The sequence below is a fragment of the Stenotrophomonas sp. 2YAF22 genome (assembly GCF_052114665.1).
In the GTDB taxonomy this organism is placed as follows: domain Bacteria; phylum Pseudomonadota; class Gammaproteobacteria; order Xanthomonadales; family Xanthomonadaceae; genus Stenotrophomonas; species Stenotrophomonas indicatrix.
The window spans coordinates 1-18,570 of the sequence record NZ_JBFRFE010000013.1 but is presented as its reverse complement, the minus strand read 5'-3'; the positions used below and the strand labels follow the sequence as shown (position 1 = coordinate 18,570).

General features: G+C 62.3%; 14 protein-coding genes. 8 read left to right on the top strand and 6 right to left on the bottom strand.

Annotated elements, in window-relative coordinates; translation table 11 throughout:
* Both AB4Y84_RS01270 and tkt read left to right on the top strand, forming a co-directional pair.
* The coding region (locus AB4Y84_RS01270) for a dicarboxylate/amino acid:cation symporter (protein ID WP_442249687.1) at positions 1-776 on the top strand (776 nt) is incomplete at its 5' end.
* A 202-nt stretch (positions 777-978) separates the two neighbouring features.
* Positions 979-2,976, top strand: a complete 1,998-nt coding sequence (gene tkt / locus AB4Y84_RS01265) for a transketolase (protein WP_032977193.1) — start codon at positions 979-981, stop codon at positions 2,974-2,976.
* A 109-nt stretch (positions 2,977-3,085) separates the two neighbouring features.
* On the opposite strand, the gene AB4Y84_RS01260 is transcribed toward tkt, so the two are convergent.
* The 3 genes from AB4Y84_RS01260 to AB4Y84_RS01250 are packed head-to-tail and all read right to left on the bottom strand — an operon-like array spanning position 3,086 to position 6,276.
* Positions 3,086-3,709 (bottom strand): NADAR family protein, encoded by a 624-nt coding sequence (locus AB4Y84_RS01260; RefSeq protein ID WP_442244430.1) that lies wholly within the window; start codon positions 3,707-3,709, stop codon positions 3,086-3,088.
* Between the two features lie 24 nt (positions 3,710-3,733).
* Complete coding sequence (locus AB4Y84_RS01255) at positions 3,734-5,686, bottom strand: acetyl-CoA hydrolase/transferase C-terminal domain-containing protein (protein ID WP_312786987.1); 1,953 nt, start codon at positions 5,684-5,686, stop codon at positions 3,734-3,736.
* Positions 5,687-5,718: 32 nt separating this feature from the next.
* The gene (locus AB4Y84_RS01250) at positions 5,719-6,276 is read right to left on the bottom strand and encodes a flavin reductase family protein (protein ID WP_442244429.1); all 558 of its coding nucleotides are present in this window, start codon (positions 6,274-6,276) and stop codon (positions 5,719-5,721) included.
* A gap of 117 nt (positions 6,277-6,393) precedes the next feature.
* Here AB4Y84_RS01250 and AB4Y84_RS01245 point away from each other — a divergent pair, with 117 nt between their 5' ends.
* The 6 genes from AB4Y84_RS01245 (at position 6,394) to AB4Y84_RS01220 (ending at position 15,156) form a co-directional block, all read left to right on the top strand.
* Positions 6,394-6,759, top strand: coding sequence for a BlaI/MecI/CopY family transcriptional regulator (locus tag AB4Y84_RS01245; RefSeq protein WP_363731880.1), 366 nt, complete (start codon positions 6,394-6,396; stop codon positions 6,757-6,759).
* The gene (locus AB4Y84_RS01240) at positions 6,752-7,966 is read left to right on the top strand and encodes a M56 family metallopeptidase (protein ID WP_442244428.1); all 1,215 of its coding nucleotides are present in this window, start codon (positions 6,752-6,754) and stop codon (positions 7,964-7,966) included. Before AB4Y84_RS01245 ends, AB4Y84_RS01240 begins: the two co-directional genes overlap by 8 nt.
* Positions 7,966-8,526: a hypothetical protein gene (locus AB4Y84_RS01235; protein WP_312786501.1), complete on the top strand. Its 561-nt coding sequence runs from the start codon at positions 7,966-7,968 to the stop codon at positions 8,524-8,526. The genes AB4Y84_RS01240 and AB4Y84_RS01235 overlap by 1 nt, the downstream gene beginning before the upstream one ends.
* A 269-nt stretch (positions 8,527-8,795) precedes the next feature.
* Entirely contained in the window at positions 8,796-10,844 is a 2,049-nt protein-coding gene (locus AB4Y84_RS01230) for a DUF6531 domain-containing protein (RefSeq protein WP_222388454.1), read from the top strand.
* A complete protein-coding gene (locus AB4Y84_RS01225) occupies positions 10,841-14,704 on the top strand; it encodes an RHS repeat domain-containing protein (protein WP_442249686.1) in 3,864 nt (1,287 codons plus the stop codon). The genes AB4Y84_RS01230 and AB4Y84_RS01225 overlap by 4 nt, the downstream gene beginning before the upstream one ends.
* A complete protein-coding gene (locus tag AB4Y84_RS01220) occupies positions 14,701-15,156 on the top strand; it encodes a hypothetical protein (protein ID WP_222388456.1) in 456 nt (151 codons plus the stop codon). Before AB4Y84_RS01225 ends, AB4Y84_RS01220 begins: the two co-directional genes overlap by 4 nt.
* Before the next feature lie 61 nt (positions 15,157-15,217).
* Here the strand turns inward: AB4Y84_RS01220 and AB4Y84_RS01215 are convergent, their stop codons facing one another.
* The 3 genes from AB4Y84_RS01215 to AB4Y84_RS01205 form a co-directional block, all read right to left on the bottom strand.
* Positions 15,218-16,018 (bottom strand): MBL fold metallo-hydrolase, encoded by an 801-nt coding sequence (locus AB4Y84_RS01215; RefSeq protein ID WP_312107362.1) that lies wholly within the window; start codon positions 16,016-16,018, stop codon positions 15,218-15,220.
* Positions 16,019-16,028: 10 nt separating this feature from the next.
* Positions 16,029-16,847 carry a S1/P1 nuclease gene (locus AB4Y84_RS01210; RefSeq protein ID WP_394197489.1) on the bottom strand — a complete coding sequence of 273 codons (819 nt, stop codon included), beginning with the start codon at positions 16,845-16,847 and terminating at the stop codon, positions 16,029-16,031.
* 176 nt (positions 16,848-17,023) lie between these two features.
* On the bottom strand, positions 17,024-18,570 hold a 1,547-nt coding region (locus AB4Y84_RS01205), incomplete at its 5' end, for a hypothetical protein (protein WP_442249685.1).

Genomic DNA, 18,570 nt, shown 5'->3' with positions numbered 1-18,570 from the left:
TCGGCATGGTGCTGACCGACGAGGCCAAGGTCGCCCCGCTGCGTCGCGCCATCGAAGGCGTGTTTGAGATCTCGATGACCCTGATCAACCTGGTCATCCGCCTGGCGCCGTATGCAGTGGCCTGCTTCATGTTCAACCTGGCCGCGCTGTTCGGTTTCGATCTGATCATCCGCCTGGGTGCCTACGTGGGCGTGGTGGTGCTGGCGTTGGGGCTGCACATGGTGGTGACCTACGGCACCGCGGTGTGGCTGTCGGGCCGTTCACCGCTGGCGTTCTTCCGCCAGACCCAGGAGGCCACGGTGATGGCCTTCTCCACCGCCTCCAGCAACGCCACCCTGCCGACCGCGCTGCGCGTGGCTGACCAGATGGGCCTGCCGCAGCGCGTGTCGCGCTTCGTGCTGACCGTGGGCGCCACCGCCAACCAGAACGGCACGGCGCTGTTCGAGGGCGTGACGGTGATCTTCCTGGCCCAGTTCTTCGGTGTCGACCTGAGCATCGGCCAGCAGGTCATGGTGATGGCGGTCTGCATCCTTGGTGGTATCGGTACGGCCGGTGTGCCGTCCGGCTCGCTGCCGGTGGTGGCGATGATCTGTGCGATGGTTGGCGTCAATCCGCTGGGCATCGGCCTGATCCTGGGCGTGAACCACTTCCTGGACATGTGCCGCACCGCGCTGAACGTGACCGGTGACCTGGCCCTGACCACCCTGGTGGCCAAGGGCGAAGCGCCGGACACTCCGGCCGAGGCCGCGGCCGCCGCGGCCCGTCTGGACAACTGACCCAGGCAATACCTGATCGGGGTCGGATTCCTTTCCGCAGGAAGGGGCTCCGACCCCTCTTCATATGCGGAATCCAGCGCAGATCTCGACGTTGCCGGCCAACGGCCGGCACTACCGCCCTGGTCGACCTGACCCTGCCGGGCGTCTGTGGGACAATAGGCCGCCCGCAGTTCCGCGGCCGCCTCCCGATTCCGACAGAACCATGACGCAGCCTACCCGTCGCCAGTTGGCCAACGCCATCCGCTTCCTCGCCGCCGATGCGGTTGAAACCGCAAAGTCCGGCCATCCCGGCATGCCCATGGGCATGGCCGACATCGCCGAAGTCCTCTGGAACGACTACCACCGTCACAACCCGAACAACCCGCAGTGGTTCAACCGCGACCGCTTCGTGCTGTCCAACGGCCACGGCTCGATGCTGCAGTACGCGCTGCTGCACCTGAGCGGGTATGACCTGCCGATCGAGCAGCTGAAGGCGTTCCGCCAGCTGGGCAGCCACACCGCTGGCCATCCGGAGCGTCACGAGACCCCGGGCGTGGAGACCACCACCGGTCCGCTGGGCCAGGGTTTCGCCAACGCCGTCGGTTTTGCCTTGGCCGAGAAGCTGCTGGCACAGCGCTTCAACCGCCCGGAGCTGGAAATCGTCGATCACCGCACCTGGGTGTTCATGGGCGATGGCTGCCTGATGGAAGGCATTTCCCACGAAGCCGCCTCGCTGGCCGGCACCTGGGGCCTGCACAAGCTGGTCTGCTTCTGGGATGACAACCACATCTCCATCGACGGCAACACCGAAGGCTGGTTCACCGACAACACCCCGGAGCGTTTCGAGGCCTATGGCTGGAACGTGGTCCGTGGCGTCGATGGCCACGATCCGGAGAGCATCAAGGCCGGTATCGAAGCGGCCCTGTCGCAGGACGGCAAGCCGACCCTGATCTGCTGCCGCACCACCATTGGTTTCGGCTCGCCGAACAAGTCCGGCAAGGAATCCAGCCACGGCGCACCGCTGGGCAAGGACGAACTGGAAGCCACCCGCAAGGCGCTGGACTGGAACTACGGCCCGTTCGAGATTCCCGAAGAGATCTACGCCGGCTGGCGTGCAGGCGGTACCGGCACCCTGCGTCAGGCCGAGTGGGAGCAGCAGTTCGACAAGTACGCTGCGCAGTACCCGGCCGAAGCCGCTGAACTGACCCGTCGCTCGCATGGTGATCTGCCGGCCGACTTCATCGCCAAGGCCGACGCCTACATCGCCCAGGTTGCCGCCGAAGGCCAGACCATTGCCTCGCGCAAGGCGTCGCAGCTGGCCATCGAGGCGTTCGCGCCGCTGCTGCCGGAAATCGTTGGCGGTTCGGCTGACCTGGCGCACTCCAACCTGACCCTGTGGAAAGGCAGCAAGTCCGTCGCCACCGACGATGCCAATGCCAACTACGTGTACTACGGTGTGCGCGAGTTCGGCATGACCGCGATCGCCAATGGCCTGGCCCTGCACGGTGGTTTCATCCCGTTCGACGCCACCTTCCTGGTGTTCAGCGATTACGCCCGCAATGCCGTGCGCATGAGCGCGCTGATCCCGGCCCACGCCATCCACGTCTACACCCACGACTCGATCGGCCTGGGCGAAGACGGCCCGACCCACCAGCCGGTGGAGCATCTGGCCTCGCTGCGCTACATCCCGAACAATGACGTGTGGCGCCCGTGCGATGCCGTCGAGTCGGCCGTGAGCTGGAAGGCTGCGATCACCCGTCAGGACGGCCCGAGCTGCCTGGTGTTCAGCCGCCAGAACTTGCCGCACCAGCCGCGCGACGCTGAGCAGATCGCACAGATCGAGCGCGGTGGTTACGTGCTGGCCGATGCTGCCGGCACTCCGGACGTGATCCTGATCGCTACCGGTTCGGAAGTCTCGCTGGCGACCGAAGCGAAGGCGCAGCTGGATGCGGCCGGCCTGAAGACCCGCGTGGTCTCGATGCCGTCCACCGATGTGTTCCTGCGCCAGGATGCGGCCTACCGCGAATCGGTGCTGCCGAACGCCGTGCGCAAGCGCGTGGCCATCGAAGCTGGCGTCACCGGCTTCTGGCGCCAGTTCGTCGGCCTGGACGGTGCAGTGATCGGTATCGACACCTTCGGTGCCTCGGCCCCGGCCGACAAGCTGTACCAGCACTTCGGCATCACCACCGCGCACGTGGTGGAAGCAGCCAAGGCGCTGTAAGTCCCGCTGCAATGGATAGGGAAAAGGCCGGCGAAAGYCGGCCTTTTCTTTGTCGGTCGATCCGTTTCGCCCGCCGTGCCCGTAGATCCACGCCACGCGTGGATGCGCGTTACATCGTGTCCCGCACTTCCATCAGCGCAAACCCCAGCAGATTCAATCCGCGCCACCGCGCAGGGTTGTGCGCATCGGCGTGATCCTTGGCCAGGCCGATTCCCCAGATAAAATCCACCGGACTGGCTTCCACCAGAACCTGGTCTGCCGTGGCGCGCAGAAAATCACCCAGCGCCGCATTCTGCGAGAACTTGGCCCGATTGCCTTCGACCACCAGGGCGTAGCGCGCCTGCGCCCATTTGGCATCGTCGAAGCCTTCGATCCTGCGGCCTAGTGCCTTGGCGCTCTCCGGCGTCGCACTGGCCAGTATCTGGTCGAGAATCTTCGTGTCGCCGAACAGGCGCGCTTTGCCGGCCATCATGTAGTGTTCTGCGGTGCGGTAGTGCACGCCATCGATGTTGAAACCTGCGTCGTACCACTGGCTGAAACACGACGCCGCCACGCCCCTGCGCGGCGGCTGGTGGCCCCAGAAGCAGAGATAACGCAGGTGTTCGCCGTCGGCTTGGCGGCGTTGCAGGTCATGCAGGAAACGGGAATCGTCGTTCATCGGTACAGGATAGCGCGCTGCGCTACTGCGGTAGGTGCCAACCTTGGTTGGCACTGGTCGTTGTCCGCCGGGCATGGCCCGGCGCTACCCTCCGCGCGATCACGCGGTACGCGCCAGGGCCAGCCTCAACAACCGTGCATTGAGCCGTTCGCCGAAGTCCTTGGGCGACTGCAGTTCCATCCGCTGCAGATACACCGCGTCACCATCACCTGCAGGCTGCCACAGCGCGTCCCACACGGTACGCAGCTTGCTGCCGCGCGTCTGTGTATTGGCCTTCAACCAGCCCAGTGCCTTCACCAGCACCTGTTCGATCTCGGTGAAGTCGCTGCCCAACGGGTAATCGGGCAGGGTGCCATCGTTGCGGAACGGCGCCAGCGCCGCCGCCAGCGCCTGGGGTGTGTTGCGCTGCTGCCGCTGCGCATCAGGTTGCGCCGTGGCGGCCAGCTTGCGCGCGGCGAAGGCCTGCTGCAGCAGCGCGCCCTGGAACGGCGCTTCGGTGATGGCCGCCATGGCGTGCACACAGTCGTCGTCGGTCAGGCCACGCACGTCGGCGATGCCGTACTCGTTGAGATAGATGTCACGCAGGTGGCGCGGAATGGTCGTGTGCCCGTAGTTCCAGCGCACATTGGATTCGCGCTGGCCGCGATCATCACGGGCGGCGCGGAACATCAGCACACTGCGGGCTTCCGGCAGGGCGTGCGCCATCGCCACGAAGTTGTACTGGCCGCCCACGCCCGAGACCACACGGCCATCCTCCAGTGCATCGGATACCGCCGCGCCAAGCGCGGTGGCCATCATGCAGGAGTTGAAGAAGCGGGCGTGACGGCGTTGCAGGCGCTCCAGCGTTTCGTTGCCACCGTACAGCTGGTTGATCTCGCTGATGCGGCGCATGCCGATCGCCCGGCATTCGTCCTCGGGCAGGGTGCGCAGCCACTCATAGAATTCGGATGAGCCCAGGTAGAACGCGCCGTGCAGGTATTCGCCCTCGGCCTCCAGCGTGGCATGGTCGATGGACAGCGTGCTGCCGTTTTCGATGCGCTGCATCAGTGCCAGATCGTCATGYACCTTGCGCTTGATCACACCGGTCTGCACCAGCCGGCGGAAGCCCTCGTTGAGCATTTCGCTGCAGCCGTACAGGCCGATCTCGAACGGGTCCAGTCCGCCGATCTCCTGTACCAGCGGATGGCTGGCCAGTTGCGGATCCAGCGCGTTCAACACGCGGCGGTAGCGTGCGTTGTCGGTGTGGCGCAGTACCAATGCGTGGCTGAGTGCATCGGCCAGGGTGCCGATGCCGATCTGCAGGGTGCCCCCGTCGCGCACCAGGGTGCTGGCATACAGGCCGATGGCGTAGTCGGCGTCGGCCACCGGTTGCCGTGGCAGGCCGAACAACGCCGGATACGGCGCTGGCGGGGTGATGACCAGATCGAAGAAGGACACGTCGACCGTGGCGGTGCCGCCCAGATACGGCAGCTGCGGATCGATCTCGGCGACCAGCAGCGGGCGTGGCAGGCCGCGTGCGGTCATCGCGTCCAGTGTGTCCTGGGTGATGTCGTTGTTGCACGACAGCGAAAGGCGCCGGTCGTCCGGGCGCATCGCCACTTTCTGCACGATCACCTGCGGCGCGCGCTGCGCTACCGCGTCGGCAGCGTGGGTGTAGTTGAGGCTGGTGTAGCTGGATTGCGCCTGCCGCGAACCGAGCAGGGCACCGGACTGCATGTAGAACTCTTCCACCTGCACGTGTGCCGGCAGTGCGTCGCGGGCGATTGCATCGGCGTAGGCCAGGCGCGGGAAGTCTTCACCGAAGTGGCGGGCCGCGAACGGTGCCAGAAAGCGCGCTTCCAGGCCGTTGCCCTTTGCCTGCGGCGGGTTCAGTGACAGCGCGGTATACAGCTGCAGCGGCCGCGACGGGTCCTGTTCGACGCGCGCATACAGGGCGTTGAGCAGGCGGTGTGGTTTGCCCAGCGCCAGCGGCGCACCGATCCGCAGCGGCCCATCCACGCGCGCAAACAGCCAGTCAACGGCGGCGTCGAGGTCGGTGAGGTGTTCGGTCATCCGGGGCGGTCCTGCTTGGGGGAGTGCTGGCATTACAGCATGTCGGGCTTGAACCGCCGTCGACGCGAGACTTCGGCACCGGACACCATGAACTGCCCATCGCCCCGGTAATGCACCGTGCGTGGCAGCTTTGGGCGAGGCGCAACATGGGCGCGCACGATTTCCCAGATGAACAGGTTGCTCGATTCGACCTGGCTGTCGTCATGCAGGCGGCACTCGAAGCTGGAATGGCACTGGCCCACCAGCGGTGCCCCCACCTCCCGCGCTGGCATCGCATCCAGGCCGAACCGTTCGAACTTGTCCACGTCACGGCCGCTGCAGTTGCCGATATCGACCACCGTGTCCAGCAGCTCCACGCCCGGGATGTTGATCACGCATTCGCCGCTGCTGCGGGCCAGGCTGAAGCTATGGTTCTCGTTCCAGAGGTAGGTGGCCACCAGCGAGGGCGAGAAGCCCATCACCATGTGCCAGCCCATCGTCATCAGGTTGCGCTGGCCTTGCCAGGCGGTGCTGACCAGCACGATGGGGCCGGGCTCGAGGAAGCGCCGGGCCTGCTCGACCGGGAAATCACGTTTGCGCAAGGGCATCATGCCGGTACCTGCGGTGGATGCCCCCATGCTGGCGCAGGCGCGATGAATTACCGGTCGAGGGGTTGACAGTCGATTCGATTACGCGCGTAATCGAGTCGTCGATTACGGATGTAAACCATGACCCCGATCAGCGAAGCCGAAGCCGTTGTGATGGAGGTGCTGTGGCAGCAGGCACCGCGTAGCGCCGACGAGGTGGTGGCCGCATTGGCCCACCGCGACTGGGCTGAGCCGACCATCAAGACCCTGCTCAACCGCCTGCTGACCAAGGGCGCGATCGCCGCCGAGCGCGATGGCCGGCGCTATCTGTACCGGCCGCTGCTGCAGCGCCAGGCCTGGGTGGAAGCGCAGAGCCAGGACTTCCTCGGGCGTGTCTTCGAGGGCCGGGTGGCGCCGCTGGTGGCGCACTTCAGCGAACGCGGCCAGCTCAGCGCGCAGGACATCGCCGAACTGAAGAAGCTGATCCAGGAGCTGGATGATGAATGAGCTGCTCGACGGACTGTGGCGTGCCAGTCTGTGGCTGGCGCTGGGCGTAATCCTGCTGGCGGTGACGCGGCCGTTGCTGGTGCGATTGGGCGGCGCCGGGCTGGCTTACCGCAGCTGGTGGCTGCTGCCTCTGTTGTTGGTCACGCTGCTGATTCCCCTGCCACATGTCGCGTTGTTGCAGCATGTGCCGACCTTGCCGCTGAAGGTCGTGCCGGAAGCCGTGGACAGCCTGCCAACGGCGTCGCTGCAATGGCCTTTGGTGCTGTTGCTGGTGTGGACGCTGGGCACAGGCGCCTGCCTGCTGCGCGACCTGCGTGCACAGCGTCGCTTCGAGCGGAACCTGGGCGCGCTGCGGCCACGCTCCGATGGCAGCTGGCAGGCCAGTGGCGATCCCGGGCTGCCGGCGCTGGTGGGCCTGTGGCGGCCGCGCATCGTGGTCGGCCCCGATTTCGACCAGCAGTTCACTGCACAGGAGCAGGCACTGATCCTGCAGCACGAGCACAGCCATCGTCGCAATGGCGATCACTGGGCCAACGGCGTACTGCTGCTGATGCGCGCGGTGTTCTGGTTCCATCCGCTGCTGCCATGGGCCGCACGCCGTTTCCTGCGTGACCAGGAACTGGCCTGCGACGCCCGCACCATTGCCCCGCAGCCTGCGCTGCGCGGCCTCTACGCCAGCACGCTGCTGAAGGCGCAGCTGGTCCATCCGGTTGCGCCGGCGGTATGCCACTGGCGCAGCCAACCCGTGTTGAAGGAGCGTATCGCCATGTTGAAGCAGTCCAAGCGGAAGGCATTGCCGTGGGTGTCGGGGCAGGTGCTGGTGGTCGGGTTGTGCCTGGGCGTGGGGGCGGTGGCGTGGGCCAGCCAGGGTGGAGCAATGGCGGCCGGCCCAACCGTGGCCGTCATGGATCGGGAGATCCGGGTCGACAAGATGCCACCACCGAGCTACCCGAAGAGCGCGTTCGAGCAGAGCCAGACAGGCGTGGTGGTGCTCCGCGTCGACGTTGATGCGCAGGGTGCTGTCAGCGATGTGCGTGTAGTGAGCGCCACCAATCCGGGCGTGTTCGAAGCGGTATCGATTGCAGCAGCGCGAAGCTGGACCTATCGCCCGGCGCTGAAGAACGGCAAGCCGGTGGCGGGCGCAGTACGCATTCCGATCACCTTCGCCATGGATGAGAGCGACGAGGTGACGGAGACCGCCAGGTGATGCGCTTCGCACTGCTGTTGGCAGCGGGGATGCTGGCAGGCTGCGCCACCCAGGAACGGTTGACCACCGTCGATACCCGCAATGAGAGTGTCGGCCATCAGCGCCTGCATGCGGAAGGGAAAGGCGGCAGCGGCCAGGTGCAGGCGTACACGCTGGGAGCGACCGAAGGCTATCGGATGCCGCAGCTGTATGCGGCGCCGGATCCGCAGATTGGTGATCGTGACCCGCGCACCGAAATGGCGGCGACCACGATCTGCCTGCAGGTGGTGATCGATGCCGAAGGTGCTGTCGAGCGCAGCCTGGCGCTGGTCGACCGCAGCGAATGCGCTGCAGGCGCGGCGAGCGAGAATGCGCCGCTGTTGCAGGCTGCGCAGGAGGCGGTGGCGATGTGGAAGTATTCGCCCGCCGCGGTCTGCCACTTCGCCCCCGGCAAGGTGCCGAGCGACCGTGGCGACTGCCAAGGCGCCGAGCGAGTCGAACCGGTGCCGGTGAGCCTGCTGTACGCCTTCACCTTCGAGATCGTAAAGGGCCARCATGTGGTGCGGAGGGAGGGGCGGTAGCGGCAGGCCATGCTGTCGGATACGGTGATGTAACGGTTGTTGACAATGGCCGGTTTCGGGCGTATCTAGGCGGCTGGGGCTTGGGGGCGCAACGCCCTACCCAGGGGAGCCGCCAGTGCTTGGCGGATCAATCGCAGTATCAACGTGTTGACGACGTCATGGATGGCGCGTGCGCGAATCCATGCGAGGGAATACGTATGGATTCGGCATTCCGCTTGATGTCCTGCCTCCTGCCCACTCGACGCACCCAGGGAGCCGCTACGTGGCGGATGTGTCGCGAACTCTATCCTTTTTCCGCTGCACTGTTGAGCGTCATTGTCTGCTTGGCATCTGCTGAGGCTGACGGGCGCATCATCCAGAATCAGCCGGGAGCGGGTGGTGCCGGCTCGGGCGCAGGACAGGGCATCACCAACCTTCCCCGTGTGGATGCTGTCCCCGACGGTGTAGTGCCTGGGCGACTGGATGGGTTCATGGCGCTCTGGGGCGTTCCTTCAAATCTTTTCCCTAGGCCAAATCAATGGGATGACTTCGTCGAACCCAGTAAGGGAGAGCCGGACCAGTCGGGGAAGGATGCCGCCGACGAGTGCCCCAAGAGTGGCAACCCGGTGGTTCTTCGCACCGGTACGAAGGTGGAAACCGAACTGGATTTCACCGGCGGTGGTGAGATGCCATTGACGCTCGAGCGCACCTTCAACTCGGCTGTGATGGATCGCTTCAACATCTTCGACACGTGGTACAGCAACCTTGATCGGCAGTTGGTCGTCTACACAGACTCGAACGAGGCGCGCATGCGCCGCCCCGACGGTCGCTATCTGGTATTCAAGCGAGGGGGAGACGGCATTTACCGGGAGGATGGTGCTCAGCAGAGTGGGCAATTGAAGTCAGTTGCGGGCGGAAAGTGGATCTACCTGAGCCCCGACCTGACTACGGAGACCTACGAAGGCACCAGAATGGTGGAGATCCGAAACGCCAATGGAGTGCGCTGGACCTTGAGTTACGGTGGTCCTGAAGGTGCCCAGCTGCAGCGTGTCACCCATAGCAATGGCCGCTATATGGAGTTCACGTGGATCCAGAAAAATGCGCAGACTGGCGTTGATCCGCGTGTGATCAAGGTGCGGGACCCGCAGGGAAACACCATTGATTACGGCTACACCCAGGACGTGTACGGGTTCCTGGAGTCGGTTACCTACAACGGCACTCCTGCCACCACGGTCAAGTATCACTACCTGTACAAGGAGTTGGGGCAGACCTACGGACTACCGCTGCTCACGGGGAAGTCGATCAATGGTCGCCGCTACTCAATGTTCACGTACGACGAGAAGAACCGAGCGACTTCGACGGCGCATACGGGGGGCGTCGAGCGGTTTGGTTTCGCGTATGAACCGGGAGCCAATGGAGAGAGCGTTACCGTGGAGACCAACCCGCTGGGAAAGGTCGCCCGCTATCGTTTCAAGGACAGGAGACTGGTCGCCATCGAAGGACTTCCGTCGGCCAATTGTGCCGCAGGGGTTGGCGAGACACATTACGACGACAATGGGAATAAATCGCTCACGTCCGATTTCGAAGGGAACCTGACCCGCTACCAATATGACGCCCATGGGCACCTTCTTCGTCGCGAGGAGGCGAGTGGAACTCCCGTGGCGCGTGTAGCGATCTACGAGTGGGACGAGCAGAGCAATCGGATCTCCTCCGAGACTCTGCAGGGCGTGCTGGAGACCAGTTACGCCTATGACGGCAATAATCGATTGACCTCCAGGTCTGAGAAGAACCTGGTACCCGGCAATGCACAGGGGGAGGTTCAGACAACTACCTTCAGCTATCAGCTGCATCCCAATGGCCTGGTAAGCAGGATGGTCGAGGATGGGCCGGGCCCAGGGGCAGGTGATGCGGTGATATCGACCTATTCGAGCATGGGCGATCTGGTGCGGATCGAGAACAGCCTTGGGCACGCCGTCGTCATGGGCGACTACACGGGCTACGGATATCCCGGCTATTCGATTGACGAGAATGGCGTGCGTACGAATTTCACCTATGACTCACGAGGACGACCTGCCGAGGTGCGGCTTGAACTGGCCGCTGGAACGCGGACTACCCGGTACGAGTACGATGCCTTTGGCAAGCTTGCCTCAGTAACTGGCCCGGATGGTGTCCGCATTTCCAATCTCTACGACGTGGCCGGGCGCCTGCTCTCTACGTCAATGCCGGAGCCAGGCGGGAGTTTTGCGGAGACCCGGTACACGTATAACGCACTGTCACTTCCTGTCAGCGAAACCATACAGCGGGTGTTCGCCGATCCGGGCCGAGGGACTCAGCCATGACCGCGCTTTTCCGCATTGTTCTCGGAGCCCTGCTGTTGATTGCAGCGGTTGGAAGTGCCTCCGCCGAGGGATGGATCAGGCTGGACGGCCCTCCAACCAACAGCTACCAGGCCCCCGCAGTTTTCGAGTTGAAGGTGAATTGGGGAGTCACCACCACAGGTCCCAAGGCGGAGTACATCGATGGGCTGAGGCTGTTGCGCAATGGCATTGTGGTGACCATCCAGGCGGGTGGTGTATATCGCGAGGCAGGTCTCAGTCCGGGGACCTATTACTACGAACTGCGTGCCGATGCGGTGCGCAATCTTCCCGATGGCGATCAGACTCGACGGTCGTTGGTATCGGCGGTCGGTCCAATTACGGTCAATGCACCTCCGGCACCTTTCGACGGCGCCGAGTTCGTCGGTTCGACAATCCCTGGTCCCCTGCAGCATCGCACGCCCTATACGTTCACCGCGACGGTGCGCAACAGCGGAAATACCACTTGGCCGGCAGGCAATGAATATCAGCTGGGAGGAGCGCATGACAGCTACGCCAGCACGTGGTCATTCTCCAATGTTCCTGTGCCGCAGCCGGTCGCTCCAGGGCAGACGGTCACTTTCAATATCAATGTGACCACTCCCCCACCTGGCGAATATGGATTCCAGTTGCAGATGATGCGGAACGGCGTCGGGCGCTTCGGTGCTTCGTCAGGTCTGGCGACACTGTGGGTGAATGGTCCGATCAACAAGGCGCATTTTATTGATCAGAACGTGCCTTCGCAGATGGAAGCAGGGAAGACATACAACGTCTCCCTGCGCATGAACAATGCCGGAAACACTACGTGGAGTCCGGCCGCGGGCTACGCGCTGGGCGCGCTGAACAATAGCACCGTATGGGGCAGTCATCGCCTTGCGTTACCTGGTGACATTGGTCCAGGCGCCACGGCGGTAATCAATGCCCAGCTGCGTGCCCCAACCACGCCAGGCGTGTACAACTTCCAGTGGCAGATGGTGCAAGACGGGGTGGAGTGGTTCGGTGTCTACACCACCAACGTGGCTGTCACAGTGACAGCGCCTCCTTCGGTCGTCACCGGCAACATTGATGGACTCTCAAGTGATGGAACGTCATTGCGTGGCTGGGCTTGCAGCACAAGCCGCAATGATCCCATCGACGTTCATCTGTATGTCCGTGGTGCGGCAGGGCAGGGAGGAGTATTTCTCGCCAGTGCCCGCGCCGATCAGGTCAGTGAACCCGCCGTAGCCACGGCATGCAAGGCGTCCGGCACAAATTACCGCTTCACCATTCCGCTGAACTATGCCCAGCGTCGTGAGCAGGTTGGGCAACCGCTGTATGTCCACGGTATCTCGCCTGTTGGAGGAGCGAACAGCCTGATCGGTTCGTCTGGCACGTATCGCGTCCAGCCGGCACCGGTAGGCAGCATCTCTGCGAGCCCGAGTCCGTGCACGATTCCATGGGGACAGTCGACCTGCTCCACGACGGTCCAGTGGCTCGTCTCCGAAGGCGATGCGCAGCTTTGGGGGGCTGTTGGCAATGGAGCGGGCACTCAGTTGGCGTCTGGGCCGAGCGGCAGTGTCGCTCTGACCAATGTAACTACCGCCGGCATGCGCCTGTGGCTGATGAGTCGGGGTGAGAATATCGCGGAGACGGCCGTGTCGACGGTGGCCGGTGTCCAGCCAGGGGAGGTGCTCTCGCGGATCACCTACAGTTACGACGAGCTCGGCCGGATGATTGCGCGTGTTGAAGGTGATGGAACAATTTACCGTCAACGATTTGATGGCAACGGTAACGTTGTTGAGCGGATCAACGGGAAGGGTGAAAGCGAGGTCTACACTTACGATGCACTCGGGCGGCGCGCGAGCTCGAGGAACGGTGCCGGAGCAATCATTCGCTACCAGTACAATGCGTTGGACAGCATCACCGCACTCACCGATGCCAAGGGCCTGATCACGCATTACGTCCGCGATGGATTCGATCGTCTCTGGCGGCAGGAGAGTCCAGATACTGGGGTAACCACCCTTTCATACACTCCGCCGTCGAGAGTCATGAGTACCACGCGGGCTGATGGAGTGATCGTCAGTGCAATCTATGATGCGCTCGGCCGTGTTCGTTCAATCTCGTCTGGTTCTGATGAACGAATACTGGACTACGATGCATGCCCGAATGGCGTGGGCAGGCTATGCACTGCCACCGTTGCCGACTCTACATTGAAAATTGGATACGCTCAGGATGGACAGATGGCCTATCGCGAAGAGCAGCCTGCGGTTCCTGGTTTGGCAGTTGCGCGAACGGCTTTCTCCTACGATGCTGCGGGAAGGTTGTCTGAGATGGTTYACCCGGACGGCATGGTTGTAACGTATGGATACAACGGCGCATGGCTCAGATCACTCTCAGCGCGTGGTGCTGGCTGGAACAAGGAGTTCATCACCGATGCGACTTATGCGGCGAACGGTGGTTTGACTGGATGGATCATGGGTAACGGGGTGGCACATCGACGACATTATGATTCGGCAGGAAGGTTGGATGGGCGTAGGGTGCTTTCCGCGAACCAAACGACTGTGCTTGATGACATCTCCTATACTTACGACGGCGCGGGAAGGATAAGTTCCATCATTGACAACATCGATGGCGCAATGAGCCAGTCAATCGCCTACGATGCAGCCGGACGAATTGGCACCCTTCAGCGCAACGGCGTTTCCCATTCCATGACCTATGATGGAAACGGAAATTGGTTGAGTCATTCCGACGCGGGATCATTGCGAACTTACCAGTTCGCAGAAACAAGCAATCAACTGGTGGGCTATGTAACCAGCCGTCTAGGGGATGTCGATCGCCACTATATCTACGACTCAGTGGGGAACCGGGTTGGAGAAAGCGCTGCCGGGGATCAGCGAGTCTTCTACTATGATGGATTCAATCGCCTGCAGCGCGTTGAAGTCAATGGCGTGGAGACGCGCTACACAATAAACGGAACAGGGCAGCGTATCGGAAAGTCGCGTTCCGGGGGGATGGCCACCTATGCTTACGGTGGGCAGAATCAGATTGTTGCGGAGAAGGACGGCACTGGAGCGTGGAAGAACTATATCTGGTTCGGCCAGGTGGTGGTCGGTGTCACGCAGGGAGACCAAGCCTATCAGGTCCATGCTGATCATCTTGGCCGTCCCGCATTGGCAACGGGTGCGTCTGGTCAAGTTGTGTGGCGCGCCTTCAACTATGCCTATGGAAGAACGGTCACCTTGGATCAGATGGGAGGACTCAACCTTGGATTCCCGGGACAGTACTATGATGCCGAAACGGGGTTCTGGTACAACGGCTTCCGTGACTACGACCCTGGCATAGGACGCTATCTCCAGAGTGATCCCATAGGGTTGGGGGGCGGTGTCAACCCCTATACCTATGTTCGCGGGGATCCCATCAATCTGGTTGATCCATTGGGTCTGGCTGATCGCTATGTATTCGACGGAGAGAGTTTGGTCGGTTACAACCGCTATGCGCCTCCGTCGCTCGATTCATCGCTGAAGGGTTCTGGATTGCCGGAGTGGAGGCAGGAGATACGCGTACCTGCCGTCTCCGGGCCTTGGGGCAAGGGAAAGCTGCCTGAAGGAAAGTACGGTGGTCGAAATTTGAGGAACCGTTCCGGTACAAAAGCAATGACCTGTCCAGATGGCAATGGTTGGAGTTTGGATCTGGATGACAAGGACGGGAGGAAGTTATTGCGAATTCATCCGGACGGAAATGTTCCGGGAACCGAAGGTTGTGTAGGTGTTGTATGCGGATACCATAATCAAGTTCATGACTCATTGATGAATGGTCTCCTTAGGAATGGGGGGCAAATCGAACTGGAAGTGGAGTACAAGCCATGATAATGGGTGAGAAATTGCTGCTGTTTGGGCTTGTTGCAACTCTCGCGTGTCCTGCTCTAGCGCAGCCACGTGATGCGGGTGCCGACCTGGTGGTCATCGGGACTAGATTGATTGCCGAATACAACAGGAAGGACCATCGTTCGGATGAATCGAGCGGTGAGTTCATTGAGGATGTGGTGATTCCTGCTGTCCACAGCGTTGTTGATCGGGGCGCGGGCAAGCTCTCCGGTGCTCAATTGGATGCGTTGGCTGAATTTTTCTGGGTGGCCGACGGTCTGGCGAGTGAGGAGGTGAGCGAGATCGCAGCGGAGGTCTATTCGGTGCAGAAGGCAGGCATATGCCTGTCGCTTGCGAAGCTTGCGAAGGCGAAGCGCGCGATTGTCATCGAGCGTATCGTCAGCGGAGTGAATGCCTCTGGCGCCAAAGCAACACCAGGAACTGTGTGTCGGTAGTCGCGTGTGATCGCTCAGGAGGCAAGCAGAGCTCGCCTCCTGAGCGTCTTGTTGGCATTCCTCACGCCCCGCCCTGGATGTTCGCCTTCACCGCCGGCTGCATCAGCGCCGGTTCGGCCAGCGTCGCGTCACGGGCCTGGCGCACGCTGACGAATTCGGCTTCGGCCACGCCGTCATGCACGTGGATGTTGTGCGCGCGCTGCTCACCAATGGTGGTTTCGTTGGCGAACGCGCGACCACCGGGACCATAGTCGTGGCAGACAAACACGCGAGTCGCATCGGGCAGGGACAACAGCTTCTGGATCGAGCGGTACAACTGCGCGGCATCGCCGCCGGGGAAATCGCAGCGTGCGGTGCCGCCATCGGGCATGAACAACGAATCGCCGGTGAACAGCGCATCGTCGATCAGGTAGGCGATGCTGTCGCTGGTGTGGCCGGGTACGGCGATGATGCGCCCCTGCAGTTCACCCAGTGCGAACGTCTCGCCATCAGCGAACAGGTGATCGAAGACGGCATGTTCCTCGGGCAGCTGCAGGCCATAGCGCGGTGCAAACGTGGCCTGCACCGCACGGATGCCTTCGCCGATGGCCAGCGTCGCCTGCGGGAACCGTTGCTTCAGTCGACGCCCCGCCGACACGTGGTCGGCATGGGCGTGGGTTTCCAGCAGCCAGCGCACGTGCAGCTGCTGTTGCGCGATGGCATCGAGCATCGCGCGCACCGGCGATTCGCTGCTGGCGTCGGTATCCGGGTCGTAATCCAGTACCGGGTCGATCAGCGCGGCCTCGCTGCTGGCCGGGTCGCTGACCAGGTAGCTGAAGGTGTTGCTGTCACGGTGGAAGAACGATTGCACCTGGACCGACATCGGGCACTCCTCAGCGTGTGGCGAGCACGCGGTTCAGCAACTGCGCCAGGTTTTCACCGGCCAGTCGCAGCTGCGCTTCGGCCACCGGCCGGTAGCGCGTGGTGTAGTCGTCGCCGATCTTACGCGAGGCAGGGTAAACGCCAGGTTGCACCGAAATGCGGCAGCTGGCTTCAGCCCAGCTGACCGGATCGCGCTGCGGGTTGGACTGGCGTGCCAGCTTCGGCGCCGGCAGTGCGCGCAGCACCGGCAGGTAACCGGCATCGTCGACCTTGCGGGTGTTGAGCATGCCGCTGTCCCACAGCGAGTGCAGGTTGGTACCGCGGTTGCCGAACTGCAGCTGGAAATCGTTGCCGCCCTTGTCGTGGCCGTAGCCGGCGTGCATCGGCTGGTGGATGTCACCGACCAGATGCACGACGAATTTCAGCGCCTGCAGGCGCTCGCCATCGGTCAGGCTGCGGTCGCCGAGGATCGCGCTTTGCGCCTTCAGCGCTTCGACGATGCAGTTGCCGCTCTTGCAGTGCTTCGGCGCCTCGTAGTGGCAGCCATCTTCGGCGATGTTGACGTAGTGCCAACCGGCCGAGCGACGGCCCAGGCCCGGGTCCTTGGCGCGCAGCTGGTCGGCCCAGGGCGCGATGCTGGCAAGGGTGGCGCCGGGTTCGGTGGCCAGCAGGCGGTCGACTTCGGCGCGCGTGGCCGGGTTGAGGCGGCTGTCGGCGACTTCGGCGACCAGGCGGTGGCCTTGCGCGCCCCAGGCATGGGCGGGTGCGGACAGGGTCAGCAGGGCCGGCGCGAGGGCGGCGGCGAGGAACAGGGAGTGCAGTGCTTTCATCCGCTCATTCTAGCGGGGTGCGGAGAAGACGGGGCTGGCATGACCACCCATGGATAGACAGTGGGGACCTCGTCGGCTTTTCTGGTTGAATGAGAGCCGGGCACTGCAATCACAAAAGCAGCCGGGAGAGTGCCCCGCGTGGTGGAGTTGACCAAGCGAAGAGCATCGTTGTGGTTTCAGGGATTTAGCCGATAGAGCTCGAGAGGTATCGTGGTTATTTCGACGTCGACTCTATTGGTTCCGCTGCCAACGCGCCGCCATTTGCCGGTTTCGAAGTCGAGCTTCTCCACTGCACGCCACCATTTGTTGAGGCCAATGGCCCCGGATGCCGCCTGTCGGGGTGCGCGAGCAGCAACGACGAGATAGACGGGGGAAAGATCATCGTCGCCATACTCGCCGACAAGGAACGATGAGTTCGACAGCCAGCCTGAGATCTGGGCGGATGGAACGCCGAGACTATTGTCGACGAAGCCCAGGTAGTTGACGTTCTTCAGAGCGGATTGAACCTGTCTGGTCACACCAAAAGTGCTTTGCTGATCCGAAGCAAGGTTGCGCGGGTTGTTGTGTTTGTCGAGCAGCCCAAACATGTCATTCCCATTCGAGACACTGGCGACATTGCTGACGTCGTGGGTGATGAAGTTCGAGAAGCCAGTGACGCCGAATGCGAAAGACCAGCCGGCGAACCAGCGCAGGTCATGAAAGTTGGCGTACTCGAAAGGGTCTTGGGCCAGTGACGGATGTGCGGACTGCACATTCTGAAGGTAAGCAATAGGCGTTTGCCCCCTGGACCTGGCGAGATTCGAGATGATCGACATGTTCTCGGACAAGAGGAGATCCCTCGCTGCCGGACACTTCCTGAATGAAGGAGTGAAGGGGTAGATGTCAAAGGAAAGGTAGTCTGGACGAACTTCGTCAGATATTCGGCGCGCGAACGTGGAGTAGTGAGCCACCATCTGCGCGGTCCTGTCTGGATGCTGGATGTTTCCTGCTGTGCAATCTAATCCATAGTCCGTGGGCTGCATGGCGCCGGCATGTTCAGAGCCTGCATAGCTGCCAGCGTTGGCGTGCAGTGGGAACAGATTGATGAACACCTTCATGCCGGTGAGACGAGGGTCGGCTTTGACGCACCGGTTCATGTCTGCGAGCGGGGAAATGTCTGCTTCTGGCGGCTCGTCTTTAAAATGAAGGCCCACGAAGCTCTTGCCAAACTCTGCTCTGAGCTTGACTAAAACCGGGTCAACCCGCTCTTGGATGAACTTCTGGCAGTTGAATTTTCCGGCCTGGGTTGCAGACTCGAACGTCCAACGCTCATACGTATAGAACTCAAGCCCTCGTGCACTGATCGGGGTAGCAATGGTGCGCAACTGGCTTAAGGTTGCCGACGGCACGAGAAAGCGCGTGACACCCATTTCGGCGAGCTGATCGACTACTTTTTCTGCCATCGCAGGATTGTCGAGGTAGCAGTCTGGGGCAAGGTCATCACAGGATCCTCCGGACATCATGGCGAACGTGCCATCTGCGACGGTGGTAGCGTGTGCCGCTGGTGTTCCTAGGAGAAATGCGATAGCGATCCAATTCACCTTCATTACTGAGATCCTTTTCTTTCCGGTGGGTGGGTCTGCAACTTCTCGACGCCTGGCGCATTCATGCGTTTCTAACAGGGCATTACCATCGCAGGGAACTTTAGATAAAAAAAGCCCCGGCACACACATACCGGGGCAAC

What these genes read in the sequence shown, in the direction of transcription:
- tkt (WP_032977193.1), top strand. Translation starts at nt 979, where the DNA reads ATGACGCAGCCTACCCGTCGCCAGTTGGCCAACGCCATCCGCTTCCTC.
- AB4Y84_RS01260 (WP_442244430.1), bottom strand. Translation starts at nt 3,709, where the DNA reads ATGCCCGGCGGACAACGACCAGTGCCAACCAAGGTTGGCACCTACCGC.
- AB4Y84_RS01250 (WP_442244429.1), bottom strand. Translation starts at nt 6,276, where the DNA reads ATGATGCCCTTGCGCAAACGTGATTTCCCGGTCGAGCAGGCCCGGCGC.
- AB4Y84_RS01245 (WP_363731880.1), top strand. Translation starts at nt 6,394, where the DNA reads ATGACCCCGATCAGCGAAGCCGAAGCCGTTGTGATGGAGGTGCTGTGG.
- AB4Y84_RS01240 (WP_442244428.1), top strand. Translation starts at nt 6,752, where the DNA reads ATGAATGAGCTGCTCGACGGACTGTGGCGTGCCAGTCTGTGGCTGGCG.
- AB4Y84_RS01230 (WP_222388454.1), top strand. Translation starts at nt 8,796, where the DNA reads ATGTGTCGCGAACTCTATCCTTTTTCCGCTGCACTGTTGAGCGTCATT.
- AB4Y84_RS01220 (WP_222388456.1), top strand. Translation starts at nt 14,701, where the DNA reads ATGATAATGGGTGAGAAATTGCTGCTGTTTGGGCTTGTTGCAACTCTC.
- AB4Y84_RS01215 (WP_312107362.1), bottom strand. Translation starts at nt 16,018, where the DNA reads ATGTCGGTCCAGGTGCAATCGTTCTTCCACCGTGACAGCAACACCTTC.
- AB4Y84_RS01210 (WP_394197489.1), bottom strand. Translation starts at nt 16,847, where the DNA reads ATGAAAGCACTGCACTCCCTGTTCCTCGCCGCCGCCCTCGCGCCGGCC.